This window comes from Ignavibacteriales bacterium (assembly GCA_020635255.1).
Lineage (GTDB): Bacteria > Bacteroidota > Ignavibacteria > Tepidaquicellales > Tepidaquicellaceae > JAEYVS01.
Map to the genome: position 1 here is coordinate 1,640,570 of JACKAC010000001.1, position 15,636 is coordinate 1,656,205.

A 15,636-nucleotide genomic window follows, 5' to 3' on the forward strand; every position below is an offset into this window, starting at 1 on the left:
AATGTTTATTTTTTGAGCAAACGCTTTAAAAAAGTATCCTAAATATACTAAATTTATTGGTAATCTATAAATGAAAAAACAGTTAATCTTCCTCGCTTTAGCAATATTCGCCTTTGTTACATCTTGCTCTAACAATGACACTAAAACAGATAATATATTTTATCTAAACCAGCCTCTTGGTCTGGAAACCATGGAGCCGGTAATGTCAAACTCCAACCAGGTCATATGGGCGCTCTCGATTATGATGGAGGGACTTGTAGAATACAATCGCGAAAATGAGATCGTACCCGCTATCGCTAAAAAATGGGAGATATCTGAGGACGGTACTGTTTATACTTTCACTTTACGCGATGATGTCTTTTTCCATGACGATGCCTGTTTCCCGGACGGCAAAGGAAGGAAAGTTACCGCCGCCGATTTTAAATACTGCCTCGAACGTGTCAATGATCCGAAAACCAAAACCCGTGGCTCATGGGTATTCCGCGACAAAATAAAGGGCGTCCAGGAATACATAGACTCCCGTTCGGGTAAGTCCGCCGGAGCAAGCGAAGTAAAAGAGATAACTGGCATTAAAGCGTTAAATGATTCCACACTTCAGATAGAGCTTACACAGCCTTTTGCTCCTTTCCTGAGCATTCTCACTATGACATATGGCTTTGTTTATCCGCATGAGGCGGTCGAACACTATGGAGACAGTTTTAGCCAACATCCTGTCGGCACCGGTCCGTTTAAATTTAAACACTGGGACTTCGATAAAGAGCTTGTTTACGAAAAGAATCCTAACTACTGGGGAAAAGACTCAGCCGGGAATCAATATCCGTATCTCGACGGCATTCAAATGACATTTACACAGTCATCCGAGACCGAGTATCTCGATTTTGTAAATGGACGCTATGATTTCCACCTCCCCTCATCCGAAACTATCGACCAGCTTATCGACGAGAACGGCAACCTGACCGACCCCGGCTCTCGTGACTTCGACCTCGTCCGCAAACCGTGGCTCCAGACGGTCTTCTTTGGCATGATGCAGGATAAGAACCTCCCCGGTGGTATGACCGGTCCATTCGCAGGAAATAAAAAACTCCGCCAGGCGCTCAATTACGCCATCGATCGCGAAAAAATTATAAAATACGTACTAAAAAACCGTGGCACTCCCGCTCATAATGGTCCAATACCCGTCGGAATGCCCGGATACAATCCTGACATAAAAGGATATACTTACGATAAACAAAAAGCATTACAACTCCTGGATGAAGCAGGCTACCCAAACGGAAAAGGTCTCTCCCTCACGCTCTACATGGGTAACGATGAAATTCAAAAGACCATCGCTATCGCTGTACAGGATCAGCTGAAAGAACTTGGCATCGACCTCAAGCTCGAACAGATGTTGCAGGCTACTCTCATTTCTCAGCAGGAAGAAGGAAAATTCCCTTTCTGGCGGGCAAGCTGGGGTGCTGACTACTTCGACCCGGAAAATTTTATGGCGCTGTTTTACAGCAAAAACATCACACCAAATGGACCTAATCGTGTCGGCTACAGCAATCCCGAAGTGGATAAGCTTTATGAGGAAGGCTTAAAAGAAACTGATTTCGAAAAGCGCAAACAGATATATGATAAACTCCAGCAGATAGTAGTTGATGACGCCGCCTGGCTTTACATGTATTATAACCAGCAGGTATATCTTGTTAAGAAAAACATCGAAGGGTTTTATTTGAATGGACTTAATATTATCAATCTGAAGTATACAAAGAAACAATAAAAAAGCCCCATTGTCATAGGGGCTTCGGGGGAAAGATTTTGTAAATTTATTTTTCCGGTTTATTTAACCAACACCATTCTTTTTGTTTGTATGAAGCCGTCCGCTTCCAGTCTATAGAAATACACTCCGCTCGAATATCTCGATGCATTCCATGTCGCCTCATAGCTTCCGGCAGACATAAATCCATCATATAACGAAATTACTTCCCTGCCAAGCATATCGTATATCTTAAGCTTTACATTAGAATTTTCGGGTATGTCAAATCTTATCGTCGATGACGGGTTGAACGGATTTGGATAGTTCTGGTATAGTGTATATTTGGATGGAACTTCCGTACCATTTCCCACATTCGTGAGAACACTCAGAGTATCCAGTGTGAACGATACATTCGTATTTTGTGATACCATAAATAGCATTGTTATCGTCGAGTAACCCATCCTGTCCGCTATTAATGTATATTGCCCGGTCTCTATCGAATCGAAATAGAACTTTTGATCTTCCCCGCTGACATCATATGAATAAAAACTACCGCTTCTCTTTAAAAATACTATCGTACCCGCTTTGTAATCGAATGAACCGGTAGACGGATAACCCTCTGGTATATAGTTTAGATTTGCTGTTCCGTTTACTGAACCTATTGCCGACGATAGATCATCACTGCTTATTATCCTCTGTACATGAATATCTATGTTAGATAAACTCTGGAATAATGGTAATCTTGTCGCCGTTATCCATGAATTTGATTCTGGATAATATGTTGGTACATATATAAAATCAGAGGTTCCGGAAGGATAGCTGTCATCTTCATCGTCCGGAAACGTTAAGATAATGTCGCATTCTCCTTCCGGTACTCTGTCCAGGATGTATTCACCCGATTGATGGCCGACGCTTCCCACATCAGCCGTATCGAGATACACAATCTTTTTTGAATATATATCCAGCTTACACGCGTATACCACACCATGTGGAACTGGCTCGTTGTTGTCACTATATAAAATTCTTCCTTGGATCGTCCTGTAAGGTACAGGCTTCCATATTGCTATATTATATGCTGTATCTCCCCCTGCTGACCAGAAATTACCTGCCGCAACTATATTTGAATTATATGTCTTTATCGCGCTGACACTTCCGCTCATGCCACTTGCGAATTTCCCCCAGCTATTCCCATCCCAGCTTGCGATCCTGTTCACAAAAAATTGATCCTGAGAACTGCCGGCATACCTGAATTTACCTCCGGCTACTAACTTACCGCTTATTGTTTGAAGAGCATTTACATCATCTTCTACACCGGAACCGAGCGTCCACCATATACCGATCGAAAGCTGCGCGATGTGCTTACTAAACTTTCCGCCTGCAACTAGCTTACCATCTAAAACCGTGAGTGCATTCACTTCATCCGTTAATCCGATTCCGGCATTCTTCCAATCCGAACCGTGAAGCTCTGCGACTTTGCCTGTGAAATTTCCTCCGGCTGTCAGCATCCCGTCATTTACTATCAGTACGTTTACATCTGCATTCAAGCCGTCTCCTGTTTCAGACCATGACGATCCGCTCCATGTACCAACTCTCTTTACCTGTGTCGAACCAGAGCTTGTAAACTTACCGCCCGCTATGAGTTTGCTATTATATACAGTTAACGCGTTTACATTATTATTAAGACCGTTTCCGAGCGCTGACCAGCTTGTACCGTTCCATTTTGCTATGTTCTTCGCCGTAACTGCATCGATTACATTAAATTTTCCGCCGACCACTAATGATCCGTTCCATACAGCAAGCGAATATATCTCTGTATTCTTAACTGCGCCCATTGATTCCCAATGATCGCCCGTCCACCTTGCAAGTCCATAAACCGGCACACCGTTTATTGAGGAAAATGTTCCGCCCGCTATCAGGTCGCCGTTATAAACTTCTAAGGCTTTTATCTCTCCGTTAAATTTACTGTTCTGAAATTTTCTCCATCCATAATAATCATCAGCATAAATATACCCGCTGGAGAAAAATCCCGTCAGGATAGTAAGTAATAATATTTTAGTCCAGATTCTACTCAAGTTACAGTAAATTTAGTAAATTAATTTATAAACAATAGCAATTATTAGTTTTTTTACTTATTTTTATATACAAATCTAAGCTATAATATTGTATTTATATAAAAAAATCAATGCATCAGAAAAACTTTTTCTAATCCATTGATCATTTTTTTAAAGTCTTTTTAAATTCGTTTAGTGTCATAGACTCCTCCCATAGCTTATCAAATGTATAGCATATCAGATCGGCAAAGCTAGTGTTCTTAACTATAATGTCACTTGCTTCAGGTTTTCCCTTTACTTCTTTTAATATATTCAAAAAAACCGTTTCCCTATCAAACACCATTGCGTTCTGGGATACGGTTTTTGCAAATCTCGTCTTTACTCCGTCCTTTTCAAATTGCTCGCAAAGATCTATCAACTCCTCTTTAGTTATCTCGGTCCACTTGTTATCTATCTTGACCTTAAAATCTTTTGTTATCTCATAGATGGCTTTCAACTCGCCACCCCTTTTGAAGAACTTCTTTACTTCATCTCCCTGTTCTTTAGAAACAACCGCCCTTAACCTATTCATCAAAAGTATCTGCTCGTTTGAGCTCTTTATCAATTGCTCAACTCTTAACTGGCGGTGCTTATTAAAGCCCCGGAGAAGCTCGATATCGTGGGAACTTTCCTCTTCTGAGTCAGCTTTGTATAAAGCTTTGAACTCGTTAAAGGTGTTCTCGAGCGAATCGAGCCTCACCATATTGGACCTTTTTATCTCCCTTTCAATTTTGTCTTTTACTACCTCAGGATCAATGATCTCGTACTTGTTCTTCGTCGGTGTCTCTATCTCATTGCATATACCCTTTTCAGTGAACGATTTTAATATCTCATATACAGACGTCCTCGGAATATTAGCCGAATCAGCTATCTCGGTCGCGGTCATCACTTTGCCGCTCATTAGCGACATGAATACCTTCGACTCGTTTACAGTGAATCCTAGATTTTCTAGCTTTTGTATTTTGTCTTTCATCCTGGACTAAAAGCGGGAGGAACCCGGAGGCTCCTTCCTTAAACCGCCTTCTTCATTATTAAATGGTTTATTTTCCGCTTTATCAGTTTCCCCCACATGCTTTCGAGGAAACTCCTATTTTCTTTCGCCCAGTTTATCACCCCGTGGATCTTTCCGTCCGGCAATACACCCTCGATGATCGAGAGGTCAAGTGCAACCTTAACAGAGTATTCCCCATACTCTGCTATGAAATGAGGATAGTATAGGTTCGTGATCTTTTCAAAATTCATTGTGTATGTAACATCTTCTACTTCGTCTATAAATATGATCGCTTCCATTTTACCCTTCCCTTAATTTTTCTGTGACCTTGCCCCCGTGTTTGTAGATGGGAATATTATCCAATCTACATGGATTTTTCTCTCTGCCATGTTTTGGAAAGTTAGGTTTATTTTACCCCTTGGTATGCTGACCTACAATTTTTGTTGTTATAAGCCTAACAACAAAATATACGAAATAAACATTATTGTCAATAGTTTATTTTTGACCACATTATCGTCTAGTCCAGAATAGAAAGCCTATGGATAGGTATTGTTAAATTAATAATTAAGGATGAGGATAAAAAAAAAGACCCTTCCTTTTAAAGAAAGGGTCTTAAATTTATAAACTTATTTTGCAATTGCAGTAATATTAATACCGCTCATATCGGAGGTTACATTGATTGCCGTTGCGCCGCTTTGATCGGTAGCCGATGTGTACCATGTTGACACAAAATCTTCATCTTCGTCTTCTGGAAAGCATATTAGTAAATCTATTTCCCCTGATATACCTGTAAATGAATAGTTACCTCCACCGTCCGTTACAGTAGTACCTAAAACGTTTGACCTGTTATGTTGATAGATCATTACAGTTATTCCTGCAAGGGGTTGACCTTTGCCATAAACGGTTCCACTCACATTAGACTGTGGTTTAAAAGATGAGTCTGCATTTACATTAAAACTAAAAATAAATAGGACAGCAAAAAAAAGCGGAAACAAAAAGATTTTTGTGGTTTTCATATTTCTCATTTTTAAATTAATGAATGGTAGATTAAAATTACAATAACAATATATTATTGTCAAGTACCCAAAAAAAATCATTACTAAAAAACAAACAAAATATATTAAAATTTATTATTTCTTAATATTATCTAAAAATTCTTCCCGAACTTTATTACATTAAAATTATATTTCTCCCTTATCTTGTCTATTTTCTCCGTGATCTTTTCAAACTTATCCGTATCGTAGAATAAACTTTCCTGTATCGCTTTGTCTTCATCTATCAATTCATTGAACCTTACACCTATTAGCCTAACTTTCTTTCCCCTTTCCATTAACTTGTTTAGGAGTATCACCGCGTCACTATAAAAATCCGGTTCGAGATTGGAATACTTTACCGTCGTAAATGATTTTTGATTTATTTTAAAATCGAAGTACTTCACCTTCACCGTGATCGTCCTTGCCTTAATTCCATTCTTTCTCATAAGCGCGCATGACCTCTCCAATAAATAGTTCATCTGCTTCTTTAAAAATTCAATATCGTCCGTATTCTCATTCAGCGTCGTCTCCTTCGAAAGCGATTTCCTGTCACCGCTCTCTGTGTGGACTTCCCTGTTGTCGACACCATTAGCCACCCTCAATAAGAACGACGAATAATGCCCTATCTCCCTTTCATAAAACTCAACGTCATATTTCAATATATCACGAATGTATTCGATATTATATTTGAGAAGCTTCTCTTGTAACTTCTTACCGACCCCCGGTATTCTCTCTATCTTTAGACCGGCAAGGAACTCCTTTTCCTTTCCCGGCTCTACATAAGTTATCCCGTCCGGCTTGTTAAAATCCGATGCGATCTTCGAGCAAAGCTTCGTCCCCGATATTCCTATCGAACATGTAATGTCCAGCGTATTTTTTATTTCGTCCTTTATTGCTTGGGCTAGTTTCTGCGCGTCATACTCATAATTAAAAAGCACGTCCGTCACATCCATGTATGCTTCATCTATGCTGATCGGTTGTATCTGTGAAGTGTAATTCTCGAATATCACTCTCACCTTCTTTGAATAGTCGCCGTACAATCCCCTCGTCCCGCGGATGAACACCGCATCGGGTGCCAGCTTTATCGCCTTAAATAATGGCATCGCCGTCTTTACTCCCAGCTTCCTCGCCTTGTAATTCGGACACGTTACTATCCCCCGCAGATCCTTCTTCGTACCGCCGACCACAAGAGGCTTTTCCCTCAGCTTAGGATTGATCGCCTCTTCGCACGACGCAAAAAAAGCATCCATATCGATGTGGAATATAACACGCTTTTTTTCATTTGACCCAATATCCATAATAATCTAAGGTTATCTAAAATTAAACATTTCCTAAAACATTATCCACAGATTCCGAAGGAATATCAGTGTTCAAACTTATATGAAAATCATCTCTCAAGTATTAATTCTTAGTGGCCATGTGTAAATCATCGGCCCCGACGAGTCGGGGTAAAATTGTGAGGCTTTTTGCGCTCCTCCGATTCGTCGGAGGACGGGGAAATATTGTCCGAGCAATACTTACTAACAAATTATTTAAGTAATTAAATGCGAGTTTATTTCCCGAGCAAAAAACGGAACAATTGTTAGATGATTTACACCTTGAGCCTACATACCACTATGTATCAAGATTATGTTTAATTTCTTACCCATATTCCCTATTTTTCCGAAAACCCAAATCCCCTTTTCCCATGAGCAAATTCAAGTTTTCCCAGCGCCTCCATTACAAATTCGATAACATTATGTCCCGCGGCGCGGCGGCTCTTATCGGATGGCTCGGTATTGCATCGCTTTTGCTTATCGTCATTGCAAGCTTCATTGTGGTCGTCGGGCACATTCATCCGGCAGATACACCTGAAGATATGGGATTCATCGAAGCCACATGGCAGAGCCTGATGCGTGCAATAGATTCGGGAACTATAGGCGGTGATATAGGCTGGGGATACAGGATTGTAATGCTGGGCGTAACTGTGGGCGGTATATTCGTCGTCAGTATTCTTATAGGTGTAATAACAAGCGGTATAGAGTCCAGGCTCGATACCATGCGCAAGGGACGGTCATTCGTGATAGAGAAAGGACACACGCTCTTACTGGGCTGGTCTAATAAGATCGTACCCATAATATCAGAACTTATCGTAGCTAACGAAAACCAGAAAAACCCCTCCGTTGTCATACTTGCCGGTAAAGACAAAGTTGAAATGGAGGACGAGATACGTGAAAAAATTCCTAACTTAAAAAATACACGGGTGATCTGCCGGAGCGGAAGCCCCCTCGACCTTACCGACCTGCAGATCGTAAATCCAAACGATGCTAAATCCATTATCATACTTGCGCCGGAAGACAATAACCCCGACATCGATGTCATAAAAACCGTTCTCGCAATTACGAACAGTCCTAAACGAAAGACCGGAAAATACCACATCGTCGCCGAAATAAAAGACGAAAAGAATCTAGAGGTTGGAAGCATAGTCGGTGGTGAAGAAGCCGTGCTCCTGCTCGGCGAAGACCTCATCTCCCGTATTACAGTGCAGACGTGCCGGCAGTCCGGGCTCAGCGTTATCTATACGGAACTCCTGGACTACGGTGGTGACGAGATCTACTTCTCCCGCGAGCCAAAGCTCATCGGCAAAACATACAAAGACGCAATCTACTCTTACGAAGACTCTGCCATTATGGGCATAAAACAGGGCGACGGCGAAGTGCTGATTAATCCGCCGATGGATACGGTGCTGACCGACGGCGCCGAGGTAATTGCTGTCTCAGAAGATGACGACACCGTCCGCCATTCCGGGAAGACCTCATTCGGCACTATCGAAGACACCATCGTGAATCCCGTTCCCGCGGGGCAAAAGCCCGAACGGACTCTCATTATCGGGTGGAACCAGTCCGGCGACTCTATCGTGACGGAACTCGATACATACGTTGCGCCGGGATCGGAAGTCGTGATCGTGGCTGATACCCCCTTCGTAGAAAACGAGCTGAACAATATTAACCACAGGATCGGTAATCAGAAGATCACTCACATTCGCGGAAACACCACCTCGCGTGACATGCTCGAATCGCTGGATCTCCCGTCCTACGACCATATTATCGTCCTCTGCTACTCCCGTATATACGACATGCAAAAGTCCGACGCAATGACGCTCATCACGCTTCTCCATTTGCGCGATATTTCGCAGAAGCTCGGCACAACCTTTAATATAGTGAGTGAGATGCAGGACATCGGTAATAAGGAACTTGCGGAGGTCACAAAGGCGAACGACTTCATCGTTAGCGACCGTCTCATCAGCCTCATGCTTGCCCAGCTCTCCGAGAGCCGGGACTTAAAGGATGTCTTCGATCAACTGCTCAACGCGGAGGGTTCGGAGATATATCTAAAACCTGTGACGGACTATGTAAAGACCGGTGTGGAGATGGATTTTTATACGGTGCTGGAGTCGGCGGCGCGCAAGGGGCAGACCGCGCTCGGCTACCGCAAGTCCGAGCACTTCGACAGCCCGGAACACGCTTACGGTGTGAACCTCAACCCTGTAAAGTCAAAGAAAATTACATTCAATGAGCGCGATAAGGTGATCGTGCTGGCGGAGGATTAATAAATAACACCCGGTTGTCATTGCCTACCTGTCGCAGGCAGGCGAGGGAAGCGTAGCGAAGCCCTAGATAATTCTCCCGGTTGTCATTGCGAGGGAAGCGTAGCGACGAAGCAATCTCCTGATACCTTTGGACTTAAAAACGATTAAAACAAGTTTCTCTCTTTGCGTAAACTGAATGCGTAAAATACCATGATTAGAATAATTCTCCCCTTTGTCATTGCGAGGGAAGCGTAGCGACGAAGCAATCTCCTGACACCTTTGGACTTAAAGCGATTAAAACAAGTTTCTCTCTTTGCGTAAACTGAATGCGTTAAATACCATGCCAAGAAACTATTATATATACATTCTCGCAAATAAGACTCACTCTGTTCTATATACCGGTGTAACCAATAACCTCATTGCGCGTGTACTTCAGCATAAAGAACAAAAAACAGAGGGCTTTACTAAAAGGTACAAGGTTACAAAACTGGTTTACTACGAATCCACAACAGATGTCAGTCAAGCTATTACACGTGAGAAACAGATCAAAGGCGGATCGAGGCAAAAGAAAATAGAGCTGGTTAAATCACTAAATCCAGAATGGAAAGATCTCTCTAATGATTTCATATGAATTTAAGATTCTATGTTTACTCCTTGAGGGGATTGCCGCGCTCCGTTGCACTTCGCTCGCAATGACAAGCGTGGTAGTTTTTTCTTTTTTTCAGCAACAATAATATGATGTCAATGAGCGTCGTGCAGGTCGGCGAGGATCCGCTCCGCTGTGTGTGCAGGCGGTGAGGCAAGTGAACGCGCGCAGACCTTCCAGTATCAGGTGAAGACCTGACTATTTAACATATTTACTTTTCTATAATGGCAGAGAATCACCTCTCACCATGGTAGGTTGATTTAAAGAACGGTACGGGCGCCTCACGTGTCCGCCCAATTTACACATGTTCCAAGTATGGGTTGATTTAAAGTTCGGCGACAATAACTACCGAATCTTCTGCTATCGGTTGATTTCTCCGAAGGTCCATAGGACTCTTCGAGAGTGCCTACGGCAAAAGTTCGGCGACAATAATAGTGTTGTTGGTGACGGTTCATTTTTATTCACCTATAACACCAACAACGGCGTTTAAAGGGGTTTTATTTTTTAACCCCCCTCTTTCCCTCTACGAGGTCGTAGACCCACTTTCTAAAAGGGGGGATGTGTGATGTTATTGTCCCATTTTACACATGTTCTAATCCCGTCAAGGACGGAACGCGGAACGGATGCTTTCTAAGAAGAAAGCCTGCCGCTTGTAGGTTGATTAGGTAAGGCAAAGCCTTCCTGAAATTGGTATAAATTTAGATGGAAATAGTGATGGAAGCAAATGAGAAAGGGTTAGATACGTATATATACCTTTTATTGAAAGACGGAGAAGCATCAAAATCATTTAATTCTTTTATATTTATATTTATCTCTGATATGCTTACCTAAATATGTTCCTTTTGATCTTGCATCTAAGAAATTTTGAAAAATCATTTCAGAAACATTATAATATTCATATATAGATCTGTTCTTAAATTCTACAACTAGAATTTCTTCAACATAATCATATCCAATACTTCTTATTGTAGATGAACGAACATCTATCATTTCAATATTATTCATAGTGATTTAATTTAGTGCAAATTTCAGTATTCTTTCAACTAAATCAGACAATGTCTTAGATCTCACACCTTTATCCCACGCTATATCTAACATTTTTGCAATTGCCAATGGATTTTTTTTCAAATCGCCAACGTTGTCATAGAATTTAAAGGCTTCCCTCTTGTATATATCAAAATTTTCCCCTAATTCAACCTGAATTGTTTTTTCTATATTTTCTTTCCAACAGACTAAATTGTCTTTATAAATGTTTTCAGTTGGCCATTCGTCTTCGTTTTCATGACCTTGTATTTTTAATATATTTTTATTGTCTTCTCTATGTTTCGCAATCTCACTTTCACTAGTCTTATCTGTATCTCCATCAAATATCACAAAACAAGGAATTTCTAGAAGACGAGCAATTATTAGTGGCTTAATCAATCTATTTTTTCCATTTGTGTAAACTATATGACACCCAAGTTCTCTAAAATAATTTAATTTTTCTGTTAAAATTAAATATGATGTTAAATAAGCTAAATCCGCTTCACCTTCAACTAAAATTAATATTTTACAAAAATACATTTCATTTATTATAGGATTCAAAGACGGATACATTTTAGCAACAATCCCTGAAGATTTAACAGGTTTATCATCAATTTTAGCAAGCTCTTCAGCCAATTCTTCATACTTTAAATATTTTATTGTTGTAAAACTTGGATCACCATTCTCTTTCACGATTCTTATCTTTTCAAAATCATCGCCGGGAATAAATAATGGACTGTGAGTACATACAAGAATTTGTGAATCCTTTTCAGCCAAATCAATTAATGTTTCCGCAAGGTATCGTATTTGTGGCGGATGTTGGTAAATTTCTGGTTCTTCTATTCCCATTATGAGAGTGGGTGAATTCTCAACATCCAAAGTCGAAATTTCTTCTAACAATGCTAGCATGTATGAACGTTGCAACCCATGCCCAAATCTTGTTAATTCGCTTTCAAATCCTCGCTCTTTAATTTTTAAAAACGCATGTGGCTCATCAATGCTTATTGCTCTCTCCACATCACGCTTCCATTCAAGTAAAGCCTGAATATTTGGTTTGTACCATTTGGCAAGTCTTTTTTGAAGTTTTTCGGAAATGTCTTTCAACACTGCTTGATGATCATCTACCATTTTATTATACTTTTCAGTAACATCATTCATCATTTCTTTTATATTTTCATAAAAATTAACTCTTCCGCGTATTGTTCTCTCTAATAATACTCCGAGAGAAGAATATCTTGACTCTTCACTTTCTTCTATAAAATCCTTAGACGCGGGTATAAATACCCATTGAACGAAAGGTGCTAACTTACTCACCCTAGTAAAACCATAAAAATGATCTTCACTTTTTATCACTATACATTTGTCTTCCCTTTGAGATTCATATTCTTGCAAAGCATCTTTCATTCTAACTTTCGTTTTTACATTAGGAAGATCATTATATTTTTCTTTTAATTTACCATAGATATCTTTTAACTCATCGGCAGATGCATTTTCTTTAAACTTCTCAAAATATTTTCTAAAATCATTAAATCCTAAGCGATTCCCATACTGCTTTACTTCAACTTCCCCTGTTTCCTTATTGAATTTCGCCTCAGTTGTAATAATAAGTTTATCATGTCTAACATAATCTGACAGTTCTTCTTTTGCTTTATCAGACAGGTCTGTAAATGTAACAGTAATCCTAATATCGTCCTCTATATTTTTATGGTGAAAATCATCCATCGAAATGTTATTGACATCTATTTTTGTATCTTTAGAATGTCTAAAAAAGATGTTCAACGCACATAAAATAGTAGACTTTCCTGCACCATTAGCTCCAACAAAGCAATTATATTTATCAAAAAAGATTTCCTCTTCTTTAAAACAACGAAAATTCTCAATTTTTAATGATTCTACAATCATCCAATAGTTTAAAATTTTATTCAATTTACCCATTTTTGCCCCTTTTGTCCAAAGAATAATTTTTTTGAAAGTAGCGTAAAAATGAGTGCTGGAATTGAGGTTTTCTTAGTTTTTAAGCTGAATAGGGTATTTTCGGAGCAGAATTGAGGTAATTTTGTTGGATATAATCACAACTTTTTCCTGCTTTCGTGGGAATGACAAATGGGATGAGAACCGCCGTGCACACAGTCCGGCTCATTAGTACTTTTAAAATTAGGAGAGGGGCAGTACTTTTATTGCTTTTCGTCCAGGATCGCCTTGTATGCATTCGTTTCGAAGCCGTTCCAGGCACCCGTCGAAGCATCAACAATTATTCCAATAAGACCGGCGAGTATATCGAGTATCAACCAACCGGCGCCAAGTGAATACTGCAATACAAATAACTTCGTTTCAAATCCGTCCTTCCTGAATTCAATGTTATACTCTTTACCTTTCTTGAGATTCAAAGTGAGTGGTGTCTTACCTCTGTTTTGCCCGTTAACATAGACATTTGCTCCAGGAGGTTCGCTGGATAAGTCAACATCTTCCTTAGTTCCCTCAAAAATAGTCGCGCAACCGGCGAACATGTAGGAACTAACGGTAACTAATAAGATTAATGTGATGAGTTGTTTCATAATACTATTATTAATTTAATGGGGGAGATATACCCCTCTCCTATTTGCTAAAAAGGTGTTTGCGCTTCCTGAATAATAATAGTATCTAAAATGAGCAGGCTGTGATAGTGTAGCTATATGTACATGAGTAAGATAGCCAGACTTAGAAAAAAAATCAATCTTTAAAGGAAAAGAGAGGTCATAATAATTTGTTACTTACAGCACAAAATCGCAGGAAAAGATATTTTTTTAAAGAATGGAAATTATTCAGACAGGTTTGAACTGCTCGAAAGCCTGCTTGCAGTGATTGCAGTAGTGTATGGCACGGCAAAGTGTTGGACCGAAGGAGTTGCGGAGTTCGGTGTCCTTGCTTCCGCAGAAGGGGCATTCGGCGTCCTTTAGTATGTCTATCTGGACGAGCTGTTCCCCCAGCACGTGGGGCGGGGCGAAGCCGGACTCTTTTAGTATGCGCCTGCCCTCATCGGTGATCATATCCGTAGACCACCTTGTATCGAAGGAGACATTGACTTCAGCGGAATCTATCTCCGGCATGGCTTCGAGGCGCGTTTTGATGTCGTCTTTCATTACGTTGAGCGCGGGACATCCCGCGAAGGTCGGCGTCATTTGAACCCTTACGTTGGTAACTCCTACTGTGTTGTCCGATAGAATTTCGACTCCGGTTATCACACCGAGGTCTACTACGGAGAGCTTTGGTATCTCCGGGTCTTTTACATCGTGCAGGGCTGTCAGTATTTTTTCTTTCGTAAGCATTCTTTAAAGTCAAGGGTCAAATGTCAGAGGTCAGAGGCAAAGAATTCTCACGTTTCACCTCTCACTTTTCACCTGCTACCACTCGGCAGACGGGTCGATGCGGTAAACTTCCGTCATCTCGTCGAGGAGCGGTTTGAGATATTCCGTGTGGAAACCTTTTCTTCCGCCGTAATGGGGATCGATGGTGTTCACGTCCGGCATATTCAGATCTGCTTCCGCGAAGACGGGCTTTATCTGTTCCAGCCACACCTCGCGGAGTTTGGCTTCACCGGGAAAAATGCCGGCTTCGATAAGCGTGTCCTCATATTCCGAGGGCTCGAAAATGCCGAGAGCGAGAGGCATACATTCGTCGAGCGCAGACTGCATTCGCGCGCGGGATTCCTCACTTCCGTGACCGAGCTGTTTTATCCAGGTGTGGGCGTGCATAATGTGATAGCGGATCTCCCCGCGGAACTTCCTCGCCAGCTGAGCGAGCGGTTCGAAAGCGGAGTTCATCAGCATCTCCATACGTATGGCTTCAGCGTAATCGAAAAGGAAGTGGCGCATCAGGCTAAAATCGTATTCGCCGATGGGATATTCGACGAGGTGACAGCATTTGTATAAGTTCTCAATATTTTCGCTTACGCCTGCTCCCCTGTTGAAAGCGAGCGTGTCGGGATCGGCTTCACCCATGTCGTGCAATATGGTATAGTAAGCCTGCGCGTAGCCGAGCTTATCCTGCGCCATGGAGGAGAAGGCGATGTCTTCCTCGAGAATGGGACCGAGCCCCGTCCATTCGGAATTGCGGTGACCGAGAATGAGGTCATCGTCCGCTATCCTGTAGATGAGGTCTTTTACGGCTGTCTTTTCTATTTCGGAAAATTCTTTATTCACTTTTGTTCTTCTTCTTAAAAGCGTTTATCCTTTCCATAACTTTGAACCCGCCGGCTTCACGGTAGAGCTTTTCGTCGTTGCGGAGGAATAGTTCGGCGTCGTTTTCAGCAGTTACGATGACGGCTGTCTTCGCTACCCACAGCGACGTGACTTTGCTCCTGCGCCCGAACTGCTCTTTGGCTAGTATGTACGCCATCTCGCCGTTAGGGGCATGTACTGAACCCACGTGAGTGTGATGCGCGCCGGATTTTGCCTGCGTGAAGACTTCATAAGTCTGCCATTGATCCATGGCGGACTTATCGCTTGTAAGCTCCTGGTTTTCGGGAATACCGAGACGTGTGACCCTGGGGTCTAGTGATCTTATGGACATT

At 41.4% G+C, this 15,636-nt stretch carries 14 protein-coding genes; 3 read left to right on the forward strand and 11 right to left on the reverse strand.

Annotated features, from left to right (window positions below):
- Positions 1-70: 70 nt before the first annotated feature.
- On the forward strand, positions 71-1,759 hold the full coding sequence (locus H6614_07420; protein MCB9243483.1) for an ABC transporter substrate-binding protein: 1,689 nt from the start codon (positions 71-73) through the stop codon (positions 1,757-1,759).
- Between the two features lie 59 nt (positions 1,760-1,818).
- Here the strand turns inward: H6614_07420 and H6614_07425 are convergent, their stop codons facing one another.
- From H6614_07425 to dinB, 5 genes are all read right to left on the reverse strand, one after another.
- Entirely contained in the window at positions 1,819-3,807 is a 1,989-nt protein-coding gene (locus H6614_07425; protein MCB9243484.1) for a T9SS type A sorting domain-containing protein, read from the reverse strand.
- A gap of 142 nt (positions 3,808-3,949) precedes the next feature.
- A complete protein-coding gene (locus tag H6614_07430) occupies positions 3,950-4,798 on the reverse strand; it encodes a TrmB family transcriptional regulator (GenBank protein MCB9243485.1) in 849 nt (282 codons plus the stop codon).
- Between the two features lie 38 nt (positions 4,799-4,836).
- A complete protein-coding gene (locus H6614_07435; protein MCB9243486.1) occupies positions 4,837-5,115 on the reverse strand; it encodes a DUF4160 domain-containing protein in 279 nt (92 codons plus the stop codon).
- Positions 5,116-5,442: 327 nt separating this feature from the next.
- Positions 5,443-5,832: a carboxypeptidase regulatory-like domain-containing protein gene (locus H6614_07440; protein MCB9243487.1), complete on the reverse strand. Its 390-nt coding sequence runs from the start codon at positions 5,830-5,832 to the stop codon at positions 5,443-5,445.
- A gap of 131 nt (positions 5,833-5,963) precedes the next feature.
- Positions 5,964-7,148 carry a DNA polymerase IV gene (gene dinB, locus H6614_07445; protein MCB9243488.1) on the reverse strand — a complete coding sequence of 395 codons (1,185 nt, stop codon included), beginning with the start codon at positions 7,146-7,148 and terminating at the stop codon, positions 5,964-5,966.
- A gap of 389 nt (positions 7,149-7,537) precedes the next feature.
- Between dinB and H6614_07450 the strand changes: the two genes are divergently transcribed.
- Both H6614_07450 and H6614_07455 read left to right on the forward strand, forming a co-directional pair.
- Positions 7,538-9,439 (forward strand): NAD-binding protein, encoded by a 1,902-nt coding sequence (locus H6614_07450; protein MCB9243489.1) that lies wholly within the window; start codon positions 7,538-7,540, stop codon positions 9,437-9,439.
- A gap of 319 nt (positions 9,440-9,758) precedes the next feature.
- Positions 9,759-10,049, forward strand: coding sequence for a GIY-YIG nuclease family protein (locus H6614_07455; protein MCB9243490.1), 291 nt, complete (start codon positions 9,759-9,761; stop codon positions 10,047-10,049).
- 798 nt (positions 10,050-10,847) lie between these two features.
- Here the strand turns inward: H6614_07455 and H6614_07460 are convergent.
- The 6 genes from H6614_07460 to H6614_07485 all read right to left on the reverse strand — a co-directional run bounded on the left by H6614_07460 (position 10,848) and on the right by H6614_07485 (position 15,635).
- Positions 10,848-11,069 (reverse strand): KTSC domain-containing protein, encoded by a 222-nt coding sequence (locus H6614_07460; protein ID MCB9243491.1) that lies wholly within the window; start codon positions 11,067-11,069, stop codon positions 10,848-10,850.
- A gap of 6 nt (positions 11,070-11,075) precedes the next feature.
- The gene (locus H6614_07465; protein MCB9243492.1) at positions 11,076-12,989 is read right to left on the reverse strand and encodes an AAA family ATPase; all 1,914 of its coding nucleotides are present in this window, start codon (positions 12,987-12,989) and stop codon (positions 11,076-11,078) included.
- Between the two features lie 272 nt (positions 12,990-13,261).
- On the reverse strand, positions 13,262-13,642 hold the full coding sequence (locus H6614_07470; protein MCB9243493.1) for a PEGA domain-containing protein: 381 nt from the start codon (positions 13,640-13,642) through the stop codon (positions 13,262-13,264).
- Between the two features lie 246 nt (positions 13,643-13,888).
- Positions 13,889-14,392: a phenylacetate-CoA oxygenase subunit PaaJ gene (gene paaJ / locus H6614_07475; protein MCB9243494.1), complete on the reverse strand. Its 504-nt coding sequence runs from the start codon at positions 14,390-14,392 to the stop codon at positions 13,889-13,891.
- Between the two features lie 75 nt (positions 14,393-14,467).
- Entirely contained in the window at positions 14,468-15,244 is a 777-nt protein-coding gene (paaC, locus tag H6614_07480; protein MCB9243495.1) for a phenylacetate-CoA oxygenase subunit PaaC, read from the reverse strand.
- Between the two features lie 13 nt (positions 15,245-15,257).
- Positions 15,258-15,635: a hypothetical protein gene (locus H6614_07485; protein ID MCB9243496.1), complete on the reverse strand. Its 378-nt coding sequence runs from the start codon at positions 15,633-15,635 to the stop codon at positions 15,258-15,260.
- Between the last annotated feature and the right edge of the window lies 1 nt (position 15,636).